Origin of the sequence: Corynebacterium sp. HMSC074C11 (assembly GCF_001809455.1) — a bacterium.
GTDB lineage: Bacteria > Actinomycetota > Actinomycetes > Mycobacteriales > Mycobacteriaceae > Corynebacterium > Corynebacterium amycolatum.
In genome coordinates this window covers 437,667-455,355 of sequence record NZ_KV797740.1, presented here as the reverse complement: position 1 = coordinate 455,355, position 17,689 = coordinate 437,667, and the positions used below count along the sequence as shown (strand labels likewise).

The 17,689-nt window shown below is 55.9% G+C and carries 15 protein-coding genes and 1 tRNA gene; 1 reads left to right on the top strand and 15 read right to left on the bottom strand.

Annotation, left to right across the window (positions count from 1 at the left end; all coding sequences use genetic code 11):
• Positions 1-277 precede the first annotated feature (277 nt).
• The 9 genes from ctaD to HMPREF2614_RS10305 form a co-directional block, all read right to left on the bottom strand.
• Positions 278-1,978, bottom strand: a complete 1,701-nt coding sequence (gene ctaD / locus HMPREF2614_RS10345) for an aa3-type cytochrome oxidase subunit I (protein WP_005511131.1) — start codon at positions 1,976-1,978, stop codon at positions 278-280.
• Between the two features lie 328 nt (positions 1,979-2,306).
• Complete coding sequence (gene nrdF, locus HMPREF2614_RS10340) at positions 2,307-3,323, bottom strand: class 1b ribonucleoside-diphosphate reductase subunit beta (protein WP_016422253.1); 1,017 nt, start codon at positions 3,321-3,323, stop codon at positions 2,307-2,309.
• Between the two features lie 340 nt (positions 3,324-3,663).
• Positions 3,664-5,109, bottom strand: a complete 1,446-nt coding sequence (locus HMPREF2614_RS10335) for an MFS transporter (RefSeq protein ID WP_049181996.1) — start codon at positions 5,107-5,109, stop codon at positions 3,664-3,666.
• Positions 5,110-5,159: 50 nt separating this feature from the next.
• Positions 5,160-5,885: a purine-nucleoside phosphorylase gene (gene deoD, locus HMPREF2614_RS10330; RefSeq protein ID WP_070560939.1), complete on the bottom strand. Its 726-nt coding sequence runs from the start codon at positions 5,883-5,885 to the stop codon at positions 5,160-5,162.
• 235 nt (positions 5,886-6,120) lie between these two features.
• A complete protein-coding gene (nrdE, locus tag HMPREF2614_RS10325; protein ID WP_187402564.1) occupies positions 6,121-8,265 on the bottom strand; it encodes a class 1b ribonucleoside-diphosphate reductase subunit alpha in 2,145 nt (714 codons plus the stop codon).
• Between the two features lie 174 nt (positions 8,266-8,439).
• Entirely contained in the window at positions 8,440-8,862 is a 423-nt protein-coding gene (nrdI, locus tag HMPREF2614_RS10320; RefSeq protein ID WP_038627981.1) for a class Ib ribonucleoside-diphosphate reductase assembly flavoprotein NrdI, read from the bottom strand.
• Between the two features lie 85 nt (positions 8,863-8,947).
• Positions 8,948-9,172: a glutaredoxin-like protein NrdH gene (gene nrdH, locus HMPREF2614_RS10315; protein WP_005511161.1), complete on the bottom strand. Its 225-nt coding sequence runs from the start codon at positions 9,170-9,172 to the stop codon at positions 8,948-8,950.
• Positions 9,173-9,911: 739 nt separating this feature from the next.
• Positions 9,912-10,034, bottom strand: a complete 123-nt coding sequence (gene ykgO / locus HMPREF2614_RS10310) for a type B 50S ribosomal protein L36 (protein WP_005511141.1) — start codon at positions 10,032-10,034, stop codon at positions 9,912-9,914.
• A 251-nt stretch (positions 10,035-10,285) separates the two neighbouring features.
• Positions 10,286-11,767 (bottom strand): sugar porter family MFS transporter, encoded by a 1,482-nt coding sequence (locus HMPREF2614_RS10305; RefSeq protein WP_141739594.1) that lies wholly within the window; start codon positions 11,765-11,767, stop codon positions 10,286-10,288.
• 38 nt (positions 11,768-11,805) lie between these two features.
• Between HMPREF2614_RS10305 and nadE the strand changes: the two genes are divergently transcribed.
• Entirely contained in the window at positions 11,806-12,657 is an 852-nt protein-coding gene (gene nadE / locus HMPREF2614_RS10300) for an ammonia-dependent NAD(+) synthetase (RefSeq protein ID WP_049181988.1), read from the top strand.
• Positions 12,658-12,786: 129 nt separating this feature from the next.
• Here nadE and HMPREF2614_RS10295 read toward each other — a convergent pair whose 3' ends face one another.
• The 6 genes from HMPREF2614_RS10295 to pgm form a co-directional block, all read right to left on the bottom strand.
• Positions 12,787-13,383, bottom strand: coding sequence for a TetR/AcrR family transcriptional regulator (locus HMPREF2614_RS10295; RefSeq protein ID WP_224784081.1), 597 nt, complete (start codon positions 13,381-13,383; stop codon positions 12,787-12,789).
• A 179-nt stretch (positions 13,384-13,562) separates the two neighbouring features.
• Positions 13,563-13,997 carry a pyridoxamine 5'-phosphate oxidase family protein gene (locus HMPREF2614_RS10290; protein ID WP_016422245.1) on the bottom strand — a complete coding sequence of 145 codons (435 nt, stop codon included), beginning with the start codon at positions 13,995-13,997 and terminating at the stop codon, positions 13,563-13,565.
• 135 nt (positions 13,998-14,132) lie between these two features.
• A tRNA-Ala gene (locus HMPREF2614_RS10285) sits at positions 14,133-14,208 on the bottom strand.
• Positions 14,209-14,383: 175 nt separating this feature from the next.
• Positions 14,384-15,115, bottom strand: coding sequence for a DsbA family protein (locus HMPREF2614_RS10280; protein WP_070560937.1), 732 nt, complete (start codon positions 15,113-15,115; stop codon positions 14,384-14,386).
• Positions 15,116-15,265: 150 nt separating this feature from the next.
• The gene (locus HMPREF2614_RS10275; RefSeq protein WP_070560935.1) at positions 15,266-15,706 is read right to left on the bottom strand and encodes a MauE/DoxX family redox-associated membrane protein; all 441 of its coding nucleotides are present in this window, start codon (positions 15,704-15,706) and stop codon (positions 15,266-15,268) included.
• Positions 15,707-15,760: 54 nt separating this feature from the next.
• Entirely contained in the window at positions 15,761-17,416 is a 1,656-nt protein-coding gene (gene pgm / locus HMPREF2614_RS10270; RefSeq protein ID WP_070560932.1) for a phosphoglucomutase (alpha-D-glucose-1,6-bisphosphate-dependent), read from the bottom strand.
• Between the last annotated feature and the right edge of the window lie 273 nt (positions 17,417-17,689).

Sequence of the window (17,689 nt, the reverse complement as noted above, 5' to 3'; positions counted from 1 at the left end):
CATGAAGCCCCGGCAGAGTGCTCATCGCATTGCGGGATACCGCACTTCGGAGGGTGGCCAGTCACAGCCGTTAGCTGTCGCCCCCCCCTGCTCTCCGCTGCTCTCCCCTCCAGCTCCCTTGCTGCGCTCCCTGCGCTCCCTGCCCCCCCTTACTGCGCCTTCCCTAGGAAAGACTCTCAAAGACAAGACTACGGCCCCATCACGGAGATCCGTGATGGGGCCGTAGCTTCGCGTAGTTATTAACTCAGAGTTGCATCAGCCATGTAGCCACTAGCTCTTAGAGCTGGCGACCAACGTGGGCCTCTGCGCGCTGACGCTCAACCATGTGCGGGTAGTGCAGCTCGAACGCCGGGCGCTCCGAGCGGATGCGCGGCATCGAGGTGAAGTTGTGGCGCGGCGGCGGGCAAGAGGTAGCCCACTCGAGAGAGTTACCGTAACCCCACGGGTCATCAACAGTGACGACCTCACCGTAGCGCCAGGACTTGAAGACGTTCCAGACAAACGGGATAACAGACAGACCCAGGATGAACGCACCAACGGTGGAAATCATGTTCAGGGTGGTGAAACCGTCAGTCTCGAGGTAGTCGGCGTAACGACGCGGCATACCCTCGTTACCCAGCCAGTGCTGGACCAGGAAGGTCAGGTTAAAGCCGATGAAGGTCAGCCAGAAGTGAACCTTTGCCAGCTTCTCGTCGAGCATACGTCCGGTCATCTTCGGGAACCAGAAGTAAACGCCCGAGTAGGAAGCGAAGACCAGGGTACCGAACAGAGTGTAGTGGAAGTGTGCCACGACGAAGTAGGTGTCAGAGACGTGGAAGTCCAGCGGCGGGGATGCCAGCATAATACCGGTCAGACCACCGAACAGGAAGGTCACGATGAAGCCGAGAGCGAAGGTCATCGGGGCCTCGAAGGTCATGTGGCCACGCCACATCGTACCCATCCAGTTGATGAACTTAACACCGGTCGGGACCGAAATCAGGAAGGTCATGAACGAGAAGAACGGAAGCAGAACGCCACCGGTCACGAACATGTGGTGCGCCCACACAGCCATGGACAGACCTGCAATAGACAGGGTCGCGAAGACCATACCTGCGTAGCCGAACAGCGGCTTACGGGAGAAGACCGGAACAACCTCAGTAATGATGCCCACGAACGGCAACAGCAGAACGTAGACCTCTGGGTGACCGAAGAACCAGAACAGGTGCTGCCACAGCATGGCGCCACCGTTTGCCGGGTCGTAAATGTGACCGCCCAGCTTACGGTCGTACAGAACACCAAGAGCAGCTGCAGTCAGAATCGGGAAGATCAGCAGAGCCAGAATCGAGGTAACCAGGATGTTCCAGGTGAAGATTGGCATACGGAACATGGTCATGCCCGGTGCGCGGAGGCACAGGACAGTGGTGGTCATGTTAATAGCGGAAGCGATAGTACCGACACCACCGACACCGACACCGACAATCCACAGGTCAGAACCGACACCCGGGGAGTGAATCGGGTCAGACAGCGGAGAGTACATAGTCCAACCGAAGTCAGCAGCACCACCCGGAGTCAGAAAACCCGACAACATCAGAATGCCACCAATAGTTGTCAGCCAGAAGCCGAAGGCGTTCAGACGCGGGAAAGCCACGTCCGGAGCACCAATCTGAAGCGGCAGAATGTAGTTAGCAAAACCCCAAACAATCGGGGTACCGAACAGAAGCAGCATCACCGTGCCGTGCATGGTGAACATCTGGTTGAACTGCTCGTTAGAAAGGAACTGAAGTCCTGGGGCGAAGAGCTCAGCACGGATAAGCAGAGCCATCAGACCGCCGACAAAGAAGAACGAGAAGGACATAATGATGTACATAATGCCCAGCTTCTTGTGGTCGGTCGTGGTCAGCATTTCCCACGCCCAGCTGCCCTTACGCTCATGTCCGAACGGCTGCGGCCGTTCCGGCGCTACAACGCCATGATCTGGACGAGGCGCTACTGCAGTCATTCTTCCTCCTTACTACGCGAAGATTTCCTGTAACTCACTACAGGGATTTGAAGTTTTGTCCTTGTGAGAATAGTGCAGGTGAGTACGCGACGGCGAAACCACCTACCACTATGTGCCAGATTCTAGTCTGAACCTTGGAAAAAGTTAAGGCCAAGGAATTCTCCGGCCCACTTCCCCACTCAGCTAAGCACACTATTAGTTTCCTGAGAATTGTCTTAACCTGGGCTAACGCCTTTTTAGCAGGAACCGTCGAGGCTAGGGCTACTACCCCCGTGTGTGCTGTCACCAGAGTAGGGCTCGGTGCGGAATGTTCCCTACACCTGTGCTTTTAGAAGTCCCAGTCCTCATCCTCGGTTACTTCAGCCTTACCCATGACGTAGGAAGAGCCGGAACCTGAGAAGAAGTCATGGTTTTCGTCAGCATTCGGCGACAGGGCCGACAGGATTGACGGCGAAACTCGAGTCTCGTCGGCCGGGAACATACCTTCATAGCCCAAGTTGTTCAAAGCCTTGTTGCCGTTGTAACGCAGGAAACGCTTGACATCCTCGGTCCAGCCGAGTTCGTCGTACATCTCTTCGGTGTACTGAATCTCGTTGTCGTAGAGATCAAACATGAGATCGAAGGTGTAATCCTTCAGCTCGTCACGTTCAGCCTGGGTCAGACGCTCCAGGTTACGCTGGTACTTGTAACCGATGTAGTAACCGTGAACTGCCTCATCACGAATAATCAGGCGAATAATGTCCGCGGTGTTGGTCAGCTTGGCATGGCTGGACCAGTACATCGGCAGGTAGAAACCCGAGTAGAACAGGAAGGACTCCAGCAACGTGGAAGCGACCTTCTTCTTCTGCGGGTTATCGCCCTCGTAGTAATCGAGGATAATCTTGGCCTTCTTCTGCAGGTACTCATTCTCCTCGCCCCAACGGAACGCATCCTGAATCTCAGGGGTCGACGCCAGCGTCTGGAAAATCGACGAGTAGCTCTTTGCGTGCACCGATTCCATGAAGGCGATATTGGTGTATACAGCTTCCTCGTGCGGAGTCAGCGCATCCGGGATGAGCGATACTGCGCCAACTGTGCCCTGGATGGTGTCCAGCATGGTCAGACCAGTGAACACGCGCATCGTGGTGCGCTGCTCCAGTGCATTGAGTGTATTCCAGCTCTTGATGTCATTCGACAGCGGCACCTTTTCCGGCAACCAGAAGTTACCGGTCAGACGATCCCAAACCTCGAGATCCTTGTCATCAGGAATCGTGTTCCAGTCAATAGCCGCAACTGGGCATGCACGCGACTCTGGATTCTTCTCACGGTGGGCCGGAGTCGAGGGTGGACAATCATCGAAACTCACGTGGAAACCTCTCCCTTTTTTCATTGATCTTGCCGTTTCCCGAACACACCTTATATATAAGGAATGTCCTTCACTCTTTACGAGTTCGAAAACAGCGGCTGCAGCGGTGGCTATTCCAGCCTTGTCCCACTACAAAACGTCAGACTCCCGATGAAAGGAGCCACTACCCTTAGCAGCTTACCCACACTGCCCTCTTTCAGCACACCACTGTTGGCTATCTCTCCAATGAACACCTTTTATTTGTGCCCCCTCTCCTCATGCACCCACGTCACACAAAGAAAAAGGCGCTTGACGACGCAATGTCCGTCGTCAAGCACCAGGTGCAAAATGTTGCGCGAACCTAGGCGTGAACCTTCTCGCGGTTTTCTGCGGTGTCGTTGATGAGGCGGTCGGAGATGACGTACACCAGCAAACCTACGACAGCCATGAGCGCGAGCAACCAAGCGATAGTAGCGGAGACCCCTTCTGCTTCAGACTGCGCGATGGAAAGGGCGCTGAAGAAGGCCGGCCGAGAATCAACAAGCATGGCCGTTAACGCAATGCCAACCGGGACGGCGATGTTGATAGTCAGATTATAGAAACCGATTGCGACACCAGACTTGGCCGCGGGAATGTTCTGCAGTGCGGTCGCGACCAACGGCGCATACATGAGCGCGAACCCTGATGGGAACAGAATCATGGACACGATAACCGTGGCAACACCGGCCCCCGGCAGCACTGCGGGAATGAGCAACGCCACGATAATGATGCTGATAGCTGCGACAATAGCCTGCCTCGAAGACAGGAACTTGGCAACCTTGCCGGACATTACACCGACGATGACCGCGCAGAGATAGCCCGGCGCGAGAATATAGGCAGCACCGTCGAGGTTAATGCCATAGAGCTCGTCGACCATATACGGCAATAGAATGGCCGAATACCCCAACTGGACCATGTAAACCACAAGCACAACAATCAGCGCGCAAACGTAGCGGGCATTGGTAAAGAACGACGGATTGACCACGGCGTTGTCGTATGTCCGGATGTGCGAGACAAAGAGCGCGACACCCAGCGCAGCAGCTGCCAGCCACCACCATTGGAACTGCTGCATAAACAGCATCAGCGCAGTGGCGATGACCGCGACGAGGAACAGGCCAGAGATATCCAGGTGACTCTTCTTCTGTTGCTCCTCCGGAACTGTCTTGATCAGGAACGGAATGGCAACTATCAGAATGAGCGAAATCAGGAACATAGCCGGCCAGGAAATGTAGGTAGCCACGATTCCCGAGGTCAACGTTCCAATCAGCAGCGCAGCTTGGAAGGCCGCGGTGGAAAAGCCGAGGTAGGTTTTCTGATCTTCTGGGCTTAGGTACTTGGTGACATAGATGACGTAGAGTGTCTCAGCCGCCGCCAGACCGGCAGTTTGAATAATGCGGGCAGTAAGCACCATTGGCCATACTCCCTGGAAGAAATAACCCAGTAGAGAGCCCACGGCGACAAAGCCAATACCGACAATCATCAATTTGCGGATACTGATGCTGTCCGCCAATGCGGCGTACACCACCGCTCCAATGCCAATCAAAATACCGGCGAGTGTCGCCTGCAGACTGGCCGTGGAGACACTGAGATCCAGAGATTCCGCAATCGGCTTGGTCATGAACTTAAAGCCATTGTCCAAGACCAAACAGAATACAAAGGAAAACAGCAAGACCGGAACTGCGGCCTTAGGGTTTGGCGCCGCAGCGTTGGACGCTGCGCTTTGAGAGAGATTCACGTTCAAGCTGGTATTACTGGCGGGATTGCTCATCGCACTGTACCTATTTCACACTTCAAGCCAATTGATTGCAGACCAGGACACTAGAGTCGAGCCAGCGGCAATGCGAGCTCCATCATCGTCGTGAAGGCCTTCTCACGTTCTTCCGGAGTGGTCTTTCCACCGGTGACGATGTTGTCCGACACAGTGAAGATTCCCATGGCCTCCACACCGGCCTCGGCGGCAGTGGCATAAAGGCCAGCAGATTCCATCTCCACCGCCAGCACACCCATGCGTGCCCAACGGTCGTTCACATCATCCTGGAAGTTGTAGAAAATATCGCTGGACAAGATGTTGCCGACGTGCGTAGTGATGCCCTGCTCGCGGGCGCGATCGCGAACATCTTCAATCAGACGGAAAGATGCGGACGGGGCGAATGTTCCCGGCAAGTTGTACTGCGATAGAAAACTGGAGTCAGTCGACGCCGTCTGGCCAATAACCACGTCATACAGGTCCAGCTCCGGCTGCAACGCGCCGCACGAACCGACGCGAATCAGCTTCTTGCAGCCGAAAACATGGATAAGTTCCCAGGAGTACAGCGAGATAGACGGAATACCCATACCGGACCCCATGACAGACACTTCCTGCCCCTGGTAGGTGCCGGTAAAACCCAGCATGTTGCGAACTTCGTTGAACTGAACGACATCGTCCAAATAGGTCTCCGCAATGAACTTCGCACGCAGCGGGTCACCTGGCAACAAAATAGTTTCTGCAATCGGCGCACCCTTTGGGTTGATGTGTGGAGTGCTCTTACCAGTGGTATCGGACATGGCTTCCAGCCCCTTCTCCCACTAGCCGTGGGTGAAAATTATGCGAACATTGGTGTACCACTACCCAGGTTAATTACCTGCATTACAACCGTCAATAGTAATATTTACATTTGTTCCCAATTGAGTGGAGTGACGAAAAAGGCGCGAGAACGTCCCGACAAAACTCGGGGAAATTCTCGCGCCTTCAATGCGCTACAGCTAAAGCATTAGATGCCTAGCCCTCAAACACGCTTGCTTAAAGCATGCAGGATACGCAGCCCTCAACCTCAGTACCCTCCAGCGCAACCTGACGCAGGCGGATGTAGTACAGAGTCTTAATACCCTTGCGCCATGCGTAAATCTGCGCACGGTTGAGGTCACGGGTGCTCACCGTGTCCTTGAAGAACAAGGTCAGGGACAGTCCCTGGTCAACATACTTGGTAGCGACCGCGTAAGTGTCAATAATCTTCTCGTAGCCGATTTCGTAGGCATCCTGGAAGTACTCGCGATTGTCATTGTCCAAGTGCGGAGCCGGGTAGTAAACGCGACCAATCTTGCCCTCCTTGCGAATCTCAATCTGAGATGCAATCGGGTGAATCGACGAGGTCGAGTTGTTGATGTACGAAATCGAACCGGTCGGCGGCACTGCCTGCAGGTTGCGGTTGAACAGGCCGTACTCCATGACGTCGGCCTTCAGCTGCGCCCAGTCCTCAGCGTCCGGAATGTGTGCGGTGGAGTTCGCGAAGATCTCCTTTACGTGCTGAGTCTTCGGCTGAAACTCTGCCGGATCGAAGTTATCGAAGTACTTGCCGCTGGCGTAGTCGGAGTTCTCAAAGTTGACGAACCTCTGACCGCGCTCACGAGCAATCTTGTTAGAAGCGCGCAGGACAGCGTAGAGCACTGCTGCGAAGTAGGCATTGGTGAAGTCCAGGCCCTCTTCCGAGCCGTACATAATCTTCTCGCGGCCAAGGTAGCCGTGCAGGTTCATCTGCCCCAGGCCGATGGCGTGAGATCCGTCGTTTCCCTTGCGAATCGATGGCACCGAATCAATAGAAGTCTGCTCACTGACCGCAGTCAGGCCACGAATGGCAGTCTCGACGGTGCGACCGAAGTCTGGCGAATCCATGGTCATCGCAATGTTCAGCGAGCCAAGGTTACAGGAAATGTCCTCACCAACGTGCTCGTAGGACAGGTCTGCATTGTAAGTCGACGGGGTGTTGACCTGCAGAATCTCCGAGCAGAGGTTCGACATATTAATACGTCCCTCAATCGGGTTCGCGCGGTTAACCGTATCCTCGAACATGATGTACGGGTAGCCGGACTCAAACTGAATCTCAGCGATGGTCTGGAAGAACTGACGCGCGTTGATCTTCTGCTTACGAATACGCGGATCCTCGACCATATCCGCGTAGTTCTCGGTGATACTAATGTCCGCGAACGGCTTACCGTAGACGCGCTCGACATCGTACGGGCTGAAGAGGTACATGTCGTCGTTACGCTTGGCCAGCTCGAACGTGATGTCCGGAATGACAATGCCGAGCGACAACGACTTGATGCGAATCTTTTCGTCCGCATTCTCACGCTTGGTATCCAGGAAGCGCATGATGTCCGGGTGGTGCGCGTGCAGGTAGACAGCGCCAGCACCCTGGCGAGCACCCAGCTGGTTAGCGTAGGAGAAGGAGTCCTCCAGCAGCTTCATAACCGGGATGACACCAGAAGACTGATTCTCGATGTGCTTAATCGGAGCACCCTGTTCACGCAGGTTGCTCAGCAGCAGTGCCACACCACCGCCGCGCTTGGACAGCTGCAACGAGGAGTTGATGGCGCGGCCAATGGACTCCATATTGTCCTCGATACGCAGCAGGAAGCAGCTCACCGGTTCGCCGCGCTGGGCCTTACCGGAGTTGAGGAATGTAGGAGTAGCAGGCTGGAAGCGTCCGGTGATGATCTCATCAACCAGGTGCTGCGCGAGCCCCAAGTCGCCGTCGGCAAGCGTGAGAGCAACCATGCAGACACGGTCTTCGTAGCGCTCCAAGTAACGCTTGCCGTCGAAGGTCTTCAGTGTGTACGAGGTGTAGTATTTGTAAGCACCCAGGAAAGTCTGAAAACGGAACTTGTGGGCATAGGCCTGCTTGAACAGTGCCTTGACGTCCTCAAATTCGTACTTCTCCAGAACTTCGGCCTCGTAGTAGTGATTTTCTACCAGGTAATCGAGCTTCTCCCGCAAGTTGTGGAAGAACACAGTGTTCTGATTGACATGCTGCAAGAAGAACTGGCGCGCAGCCATGCGGTCTTTATCGAACTGAATCTTGCCGTCTTCACCGTACAGATTCAGCAGCGCATTGAGCGCGTGGTAATCCAGCTTGTCCTCACCCACCGGCTCCGCGACCTGCTTGCCCATTTCCGACACGTTGACTCCTTTAATACTCATTTGCCTGCACAGGGTCTGTTCAAACACTGCCCAGAGCAATCCAATCTAGCTATTTTCCTCGCACACCGCTTTACGACGGCTTCCGCGAGCGTATCCATTCGGTTGTCCTCAGTGCCCCTTCCCTCGACACTGAGGCTTGCCAACTTAGGCGCTGACTCTACCGTGGAAGAACTCCTCTAGCCCTTCTCGGACTCGCCGCACATCGTGGTCGGTTCCCATCAGCTCGAAGCGATATAGATATGGAACCTTGCACTTGTAGGAGATGACATCCCCTGCTTTACAGAAGTCCTCACCGAAGTTGAGATTGCCGGCAGCAATCACACCTCGGATGAAAGAGCGGTTGTGCTCATTATTAAGAAATTTGATGACCTGCGGAGGAACTGGCCTTGAGTTACCACCGCTGATGGAAACGCCACCACCATAAGTCGGACAAATGAGGACATAGGGCTCATCGACGATAAGCTCCGGCTCATTACGACGGATGGGAATGCGGGCATTTTTGATACCTAGCTTTTCAACAAACTTGTGTGTATTCCCCGTCGCCGAGGAGAAATACACCACCAGCATGAGAGCTTCACCCTTTACATCGCAAAACCCCCGCAATCTCCGTTTCCTGTGCGGTTAACGAAATCTGCGGGGAGGTGTGTGATTCTTAAGCTGCCTGGAGAGCCTTGATGCGGTCCGGGCGGAAACCCGACCAGGTCTCAGTGCCAGTGTCAACGACCGGCGCCTGGAGGTGACCGAGAGCCATGACGTAGTCCCGAGCCTCATCGTCCATGGTGATGTCGACGATATCGTAGGCAATTCCAGCCTTATCGAGGGCACGAGTGGTAGCGCGGCACTGGACACATGCAGGCTTGCTGTAAACGGTAACCATGACTCTCACAAACTTTCTGGCTTTGGGTAAGACCAATGAATCGGATCGACTTCGTACAAACAACGGAAGCGGCCGAGGAATCAGCGGATTGGTTGAATGACCGAAAGCTCCCAGGGTTCATGAGAAACCGAGTACGGGTGGCAGACAGGTCCTTTTAGCTCTCCTTGGCTCGACATCGAAAACACTACACTTGGTGCCTAGAAAACTCTAGTCATACTAGATGTAGTACTCACAACCATGGTATTCCCTGTTCGGAGATCTCTGGCGCACAAGATGTTGTACACAGACGCACCACAACCTTGTAATTTCACGCTAAAAATTCTAGAAAATCGTAGAAAAACAACTATCGGTCCATTTTGGTTAAACCAATTACTGCAAGACGGCTCGAGGCCAATCACACCAATACCAGGTGCCGCAGTGTCCCTGCTCTGCCCTATCCCTCCCCTACCCAACTTCGGATTCCGCAGCGATTTCAAAAATTACAGGCTGCACATGTGAAACTGTGCGAGTTTATGACACTTTCAAGCCATTTTTCGGGCCAATTTTGACATAAACGCAGTCAGTAACTTCCATCGCCCCATCGCTCCACCGCCCCCAGCCATAAACGCTGTCACCGCCTGAACCTGTCCCTCCAAAAACCAAAAACCGCAACCTTCAGCCACAGTAAAACTGCGACTTCAGATTGCGGTTTTGGCAATAAATGAGGAAGCTATTTGCTTCGCGCTAGCCTAAATAAGGCTTAGCCCTGGCGGGCCTTGAAGCGCGGCTCCTTCTTGTTGATCACGTAGACCTTGCCACGACGGCGCACGACCTGAGCGCCCGGCTTGTTCTTCAGCGACCGAAGGGACTTGCGGACCTTCATTCGGGCGCTCCTTTCTACTCGGCTCCGAAACGGGGATGTGCACACTGCACTCTCCCCGGACAATCACCCCAGTGACTGCCTGGCAACGCACCTTTCCTGATAATCCGAAGAAATATCAAAGAGTATGCGTTACGACACGAGTTGCCATACTACCTAATAAGCGGAATAACTCCAAAAATCCGGGGGAAACATGTTCTTTCACAGTCAACCCCAAGATCGTGACTCCCCACGTTGCAACTGCTTCCACTTCTCTACTTGGCAGCGGCAATCATGTACTCGCGGACCTCGGCAAGCGTCTTACCTGAGGTCTCCGGCACCGCCTTGATGGTGAATACCAGCGCAATTGCGCCCGTAATGGCAAAGAAGAAGAACGACCACGCACCACCGACAGCATCCACCATCGGAAGAAAAGCCTGTGCCACAAACCAGTTCGCAACCCATAGCGCGAGCCCTGCCAGCCCCATACCCAGGCCACGGGCCTCTGTCGGGATGATCTCGGAAATCAGGAGCCAGGTCGCCACCGACACAGCCGCCTGCTGGAACACGATAAATACGGTCATCAGCAGAAGCGACATCATGGCACCCGTCGAAGAGTTACTCGACAAACCATAGACGGGCGCCAGCACGAGCAGCGAGCTTGCACAGCCCACCAGACCGATAATCAGCATTCGCCGACGACCAACGCGGTCAATGATGCTCATACCAATTGCACACGAAATCACCGAAGCGATACCGATGATGATGGAGGTATAGACAGAGCTTTCCGTCGACAAGCCAACCTTGTTCATCATCGTCGGCGCGAAATACATAATCGCGTTCGCGCCCGTGACCTGTTGCGTCACGCCAATCAGCATCGCGATGATGACGGTGCGTCGCACCCACGGGGTTTTCACGGCCAGGCGCTCGGCTGCACGCTGATCGGCGCTTGACGACGCCTCACCAACGGCAACCTCAGCCAGGGTCGCCTCATCTCCCTGTATCTGACGCAGCACGGCCAGCGCCTTGCCCTCCTGTCCTCGACGGACGAGGTAGGCCGGAGTGTCCGGCAGAACCAGCATGCCGATGAGCAGCACGATGCCGGGGACAGCGCCTAATCCAAGCATGAGTCGCCAGTTACCGGAGGAGGCTAGGGCGGAGTTGGTGAGGAACGCCACCAGCTGACCAATCACGATCATCAGCGAGTTCAGGCTGACCAGGCGTCCACGCACATGCGGTGGTGCCATTTCGGAGATGTACATCGGTACGACGATGGAAACACCACCGATACAGACGCCGAGCAAAGTACGCGCAGTACCCAGCGAAAACGCACTAGTAGCGAAAGCACACCAGATACTGCCGATGATGAAGCCGACCGCTCCGAGCAGGATGGTGCCACGGCGCCCCAGAGAGTCCGCTACGCGACCACCCAGGAACGCACCGATAGCCGCACCGACCAAGAGCATGGCGGTGACAGTGGACTCCTGTCCTGGAGTCAGCTCAAAAGAGCGCTGGATATACAGCAGCGCGCCTGAGATGACACCGGTGTCGTAACCAAAGAGGAGGCCGCCCAGAGCGGCGATGATAGCCACGGCTATCGACCGAGTTGTGGTGGTTTCCCGGTTTGGTCCAGTCTTATTCTGTTCGGTTGTACTCACGCTGGAAATCTTGCCACCGTCCGGGCAAAGACCCCCTATCCGAACAGCACTTACTCGATAAAGATGAGAGTTTTGGCACTCTTCTGGCAGGAAAACCATCCCTTTTCCCGTCCGGAACTAACGGTAGAGTGAGGCTCATGACACCAGTAGGCACACAGGATTTCCCACATCCCCTCCAGTCGGAGATTATTAACGACCTCCACGTCCAGCCCACCATCAATGCCGCCGAGGAAATCAGCCGCCGAGTCGATTTTCTCTGCGATTATTTCCGCGCCGCGCACGCCAAGGGATTCGTGCTCGGAATTTCCGGCGGTCAAGATTCCACGCTGGCCGGACGTCTAGCGCAGTTGGCCGTCGAAAAGCTTCGCAACGGCGGCGAGGACGCCACCTTCATTGCCATTCGCCTCCCCCACGGCGTGCAGGCCGATGAGGACGACGCACAGGTGGCACTGCAATTCATTCAACCTGACCAAAGGCTAACTATCGATATCGAACCGGCCACCGCCGCGATGACCGCCCAGGTCACCGATGCCCTGGCCGGCAGCGCTATCAGCGACTTCAACAAGGGAAATATTAAGGCCCGCATGCGCATGATTGCCCAGTACGCAGTGGCGGGTGTTGACGGCGCTTTGGTCATCGGAACAGATCACGCCGCGGAGGCTGTCACCGGCTTCTACACCAAGCACGGCGACGGCGCCTGCGACCTCGTCCCGCTGCAGGGGCTGAGCAAGCGCCAGGGCGCGGCCTTACTCCGTCACCTCGGCGCACCATCCAGTACGTGGGAGAAGGTGCCGACGGCCGACCTGGAAGAAGATCGCCCTGCGCTTCCCGACGAAGTTGCGCTCGGGGTGACCTATACCGCCATCGACGACTACCTCGAAGGCAAGGCCGTCTCAGATGAGGATGCCGCGCGAATCGAGCACCTCTACTCCATTTCCCGGCACAAGCGAGCCGTCCCTCCTGGACCGGCCGATTCCTGGTGGCGCTAAGCTACTGTCCCGGGCCACCGATCTAGCACTGTCATCCCGCCCAAAAACTTCCCCCGGCTACTATCGCCCACCTGAGGGGTGCTGGATTAACGTCCCGTACTGAGCAGCAAACCTCTTAAGAGAAACCCCTTAAGAGAAGGCCTCCGCGCCAGCGTCCCAAATAGCTCCAACTGCGGCCAAGCTGTCTGCCGCACCGGCTTCGGCACTTGGTTCCAGCGCAGGTGAACCATCCTGGACGAGCTCGGCGGTCACCAAACCGTGCGCGAACGCCCACATGGCCAATCCCTTAGGCTCATCGCCGGCAACCTTAATGAATGCATCGCGAATCCAGGCATCCAATGACGAAGGCGAGACGACATTCACGAAATTAGTGCGACTCATCAGCCGGTAGCCATGCGGATCGTCGAGAACTGCCTGGCGGTACGCCTGCAGCAGAGACGCCGAAGTGCATTCCTCATCAATGGCAGCATGAATACGCTTGCCCAGATTCTCGAGACTCTCGGTCAGCAGCAGCTGGAGGAGCTCTTCTTTGCCGCTGATGTGCTTATACAGCGATGGCGCCTTCACATCGAGTCGCGCCGCTAGACGGCGCATACTGATTGCGCTCCAACCCGATTCGCGCAGCATCGCGCGCGCTTCATCTACGATCTTCTGCATACGTGGGGACTGCCTGCGCACATCGGGCTGCGCTGGCACCCCATCGGTCGATTCTATGGTGCACGTCACATTTGTGACTGTAACGCGTTGAATCTCACTTAGGGCGCTTTTGGGTAATTTAACCCAACAATTTTTAAAAAAACAGCTAACGGCGGTGCTCAGTCACTAAATGCTGCCTTTGCACGCTGCTAGCTTTGCTTTACGACGGAGCCTCCACCGTCGTAAAGCAAAAGCACCGTATGCCGCCGCTACACTTCGTAGCGATTTGGCTCCTCACCGAGGTGGAAATGGCGACCGGAAACATCGTTCGGAGTAATGCGCACGTAGTTGTACTTCAACGTCGGCAGCCAGGGCTTCAGCGGCAGCTCATCTGCAGCGTTAATATCCGCGCGGGAGGTGAGAACCTCTGCGTCACCCTTTACGATGACCGACCATGCCTTCTGGGCATCCTTGTCAACAAAGTCGGCCTCAAAAAGAACATCGTGGTTCAGAGAAACAGTAAAAAGCTTCGACCCCTCGGCAGTGCGGAAGTAAATGCTCCCCTCATGAACGACGTAGTTCAGCGGGAAAAGATCCATGTCATCTTTACGACGAACAACCAGGCGCCCAAAAGTCTGCGTAGCCAGCAGCTCGAGGGATTCTTCGGTGGACAGTTTCTGAATAACGGAGTCGTTGTGTGCCATACCCCCAGTATTCCACCGTTTAGACAAAGTTGCTACAGCCATACGGATTACCAATCACTGAGGTAAACGGCGAGCACACTACCCCGGGTAGATACAAGAAAAACCCCCGGTCATTTCGACCGAGGGATTTCATACTGGTGGAGCTAACGGGACTCGAACCCGTGACCCCCACACTGCCAGTGTGGTGCGCTACCAGCTGCGCCATAGCCCCAGAATCAACATCGAAGTGGCTTTCACCCTCCGCTGTGGACTCCTCAAAGGCTACATGGCACTGTCATGTATCACCAAATCCGCATGTAGAACACTCTTTTACGCATTCGCCGAGTGCTCCAGAGCGGATCTGCCGAACATGAACTGAGGATGAATCGTGTGAGCGTGCACGGAACCTAGCGCAGGGCCACCTTGACCCACTGCCCCAGCCCGCCATCACCGGAAATGTTCTCTAGAATATCCTTGCCATCGACAAAGACGTGCGGCGAGGAAACCTTGCCCAAGCGCTTCTCAAGGTCATCGAAGTTGGCATTCGCGCTTGCCTTGGCCTCGGTGGTGTCGATGCCGGAGCGGACTTCGCTGACAATTTCGTCGGCGACACCGAGCTGCTCCAGGCGGTCAGCCAGCTCGTCATTGCTCCACGTGACGGAGTTCTGCTGGTCAGCCATCATCATTGTGCGGAAGTTCCAATATGCGCGAGCATCCCCGGTCTCAGCAATCTTGCGGGCAGTCGCGTAGACGCGAGTGGAGTGACCGTCACGCTGCTCCTTCTCCTCACCATCCAGGAAGTTCAGCGTGCGGTATTCAGCGACTAGCTTGCCGTCATTTAGCGCCTTGAGCTCATCATCGTGGCCCTCTTCGCTCATCTGAGCACAGTAGTGGCACGAGAAGTCCTCAAAAATCGTGGCTGTTTTAGCCCCTTCGGCACCGTCCTTGCTTAGTCGGATGACATCGCCGTCGAGTGCGACAGAGAAGTCGACGTCCTCATCTGGCAGCCCCTCAATCGGCTGCGACCGGCCGATGTAGATAACGCCACCAATAACAACTGCAACGACAGCAAGAAGAGCAATCAGGCCGACGACGAAGCCACTGCTCTTTTCATTTGGATTCTTAATCTTCTGACTCACACCGCTTACGATAGCGGTGTTTTCTTGCCAATGACACAATTGAGCCTGAGAAAACGGAAATGGTTACTAGGCCCATCACTAGGCCCACCGCCTTGACCCCAGCCCCCCCCCCTTGTCCTTTCCCTCAGACTTCAACCTCTAGCCAGCGGGCTAGGCGTAAATGGCAAACTTCTTCCACGGCCATACGTACACAAATACAACCAACGCCAAAAAACCTATGTCTCGGGCAATTGACTTGAGATATGAAACTGCGTCAGCGTTCTCGTCGTAGCCACCGCCACCAAAGCAACCGCAGTCAATCTGCAGTCCGCGCGCCCACGCCGAGATAATGCCTCCGACGAACACCAGCAAGAGCGCTCCTGACAATACTGCTACCGGACGCAGGAAAAGCCCCAATACCAGTAAGAGTCCAAGGATGACTTCGAAGGCGGGCAGCGCAACCGCTACCATCGGCACCAAGTCGCTCGGCAGCAGTTCATAAGCTTGCACTGCCTGACGCGATTCCAGCGGGTTCAGCAGTTTGATAAAACCCGAGTACAACCAAACTGCAGCTAGGCCGAATCGGGCCACCACGCCTACGAAATTCTTCATGCATAGAAATATTAGTACAGGCTAACTGTTTACAGCTAGCCCAACGGATACCGTTTACCCGTTCAGAACTGCCGAGACCACGTCCTGCGCCTCAGCCTGAACCTGTGCCAGGTGATCCGCGCCCTTGAAAGACTCCGCGTAGATCTTGTACTTATCTTCAGTGCCCGACGGACGCGCCGCGAACCATGCGTTTTCCGTAACCACCTTGAGGCCACCAATCGCAGCGCCGTTACCCGGCGCTTCAGTCAGTTTGGCTGTGATGGTCTCCCCAGCCAGGGTGTCGGCCTTGACCTGCTCCGGCGAGAGCTTCTTCAGGATTGCCTTCTGCTCACGGGTTGCGTCCGCATCGGTGCGGGCGTAAGCCGGGGCACCGTACTTATTGGCGAGCTCTGCGTAGAGCTGCGATGGAGTCTTCTCGGTCACGGCCTTGATCTCGCTGGCCAGGAGGTCCAGGATGATGCCGTCCTTATCGGTAGACCACACAGTGCCGTCGTGACGCAGGAACGATGCGCCGGCGGATTCTTCACCACCGAAACCGATGGTGCCGCCGAGCAAACCCGGGACGAACCACTTAAAGCCGACTGGAACTTCCACTAGCTTGCGACCCAAATTGGCGACGACGCGGTCAATCATCGACGAAGACACCAGCGTCTTACCGACCGCGGTGTCCTGCGACCAGCCCGGGCGGTGTGCGAAGAGGTAATCAATGGCAACGGCCAGGTAGTGGTTCGGGTTCATCAAGCCTGCGTCCGGTGTCACAATTCCGTGACGGTCCGAGTCCGCGTCATTGCCGGTGGAGATGTCGAACTTATCGCGGTTACCAATCAACGACGCCATCGCATTCGGTGAGGAGCAGTCCATACGAATCTTGCCGTCTGTATCCAGCGTCATAAAACGCCAGGTCGCATCAACCAGCGGATTGACCACAGTCAGATTTAGGTTATGAGCATCGCCAATTGCACCCCAGTAATCCACCGACGCACCACCCATTGGGTCAGCGCCGATACGCACGCCGGCATCACGGATGGCGTCGAGGTTGACAACATTCGGCAGGTCCGACACGTACGCATTGAGGTAGTCGTGCTTTACGACGAGGTCTCCTGCCTTATCCACCAGCTGGCGCTTAACCCCATCCAGGCCCTTAGCCAGGTATTCATTGGCACGAGCTGCAATCCAGTCCGTCGCATCCGCGTCCGCCGGACCACCGGTCGGCGGGTTGTACTTAAAACCACCATCTCGTGGCGGATTGTGGGAAGGGGTAATCACGATGCCGTCGGCACGCGCGGAGCTACTCCCCGTCGGACCTCCCTCGACGTCGCGGTTGTACGTCAGAATCGCGTGGCTGACTGCCGGAGTCGGCGTGTAGCGATCCTGAGCGTCAACCATCACGGTGATGCCGTTGGCCGTGAGCACCTCGAGGGCGGAAATCATTGCCGGCTCGGACAGGCCATGGGTATCGCGACCGACGTAGAGCGGACCTTCAATGCCCTGGCCCTTGCGGTAATCCACGATTGCCTGGGTGGTGGCATGAATGTGGTCTTCGTTGAAAGCGCCGTCGAGGGAGGAACCGCGGTGACCAGAAGTACCGAAGACGACCTTCTGGTCGGGGTTATTCGGGTCCGGGTGCTTTGTGTAGTAGGCAGTGACCAGTTCCGCGACATCGATAAGGTCGGATGGCTGGGCCAATTGCCCGGCGCGCTCATGAGCCATTGTGGGTATCCTCCTGCTAAATCGGCGAACTGCGCAACCGCCGATTTCATTGCCGACCAACCGGCCGAGACAAAGAAACCGAACTTAGATGCGCTTCCTCCTCTCCAGTGTCCCCGTTTTAGGGACAGCGCGCATGGCAAGAACCACTCGGTAAGGCAAACTCGCCCCTGCAATAGGGTGCATCAGATAGATTGCCGCGTGCCGACGGGAGCACCTTCTCGAAAGGATTCCGGGCTGCCGGCACCTGTCTCCTGTCCCCCCCCCCCCCCCCCC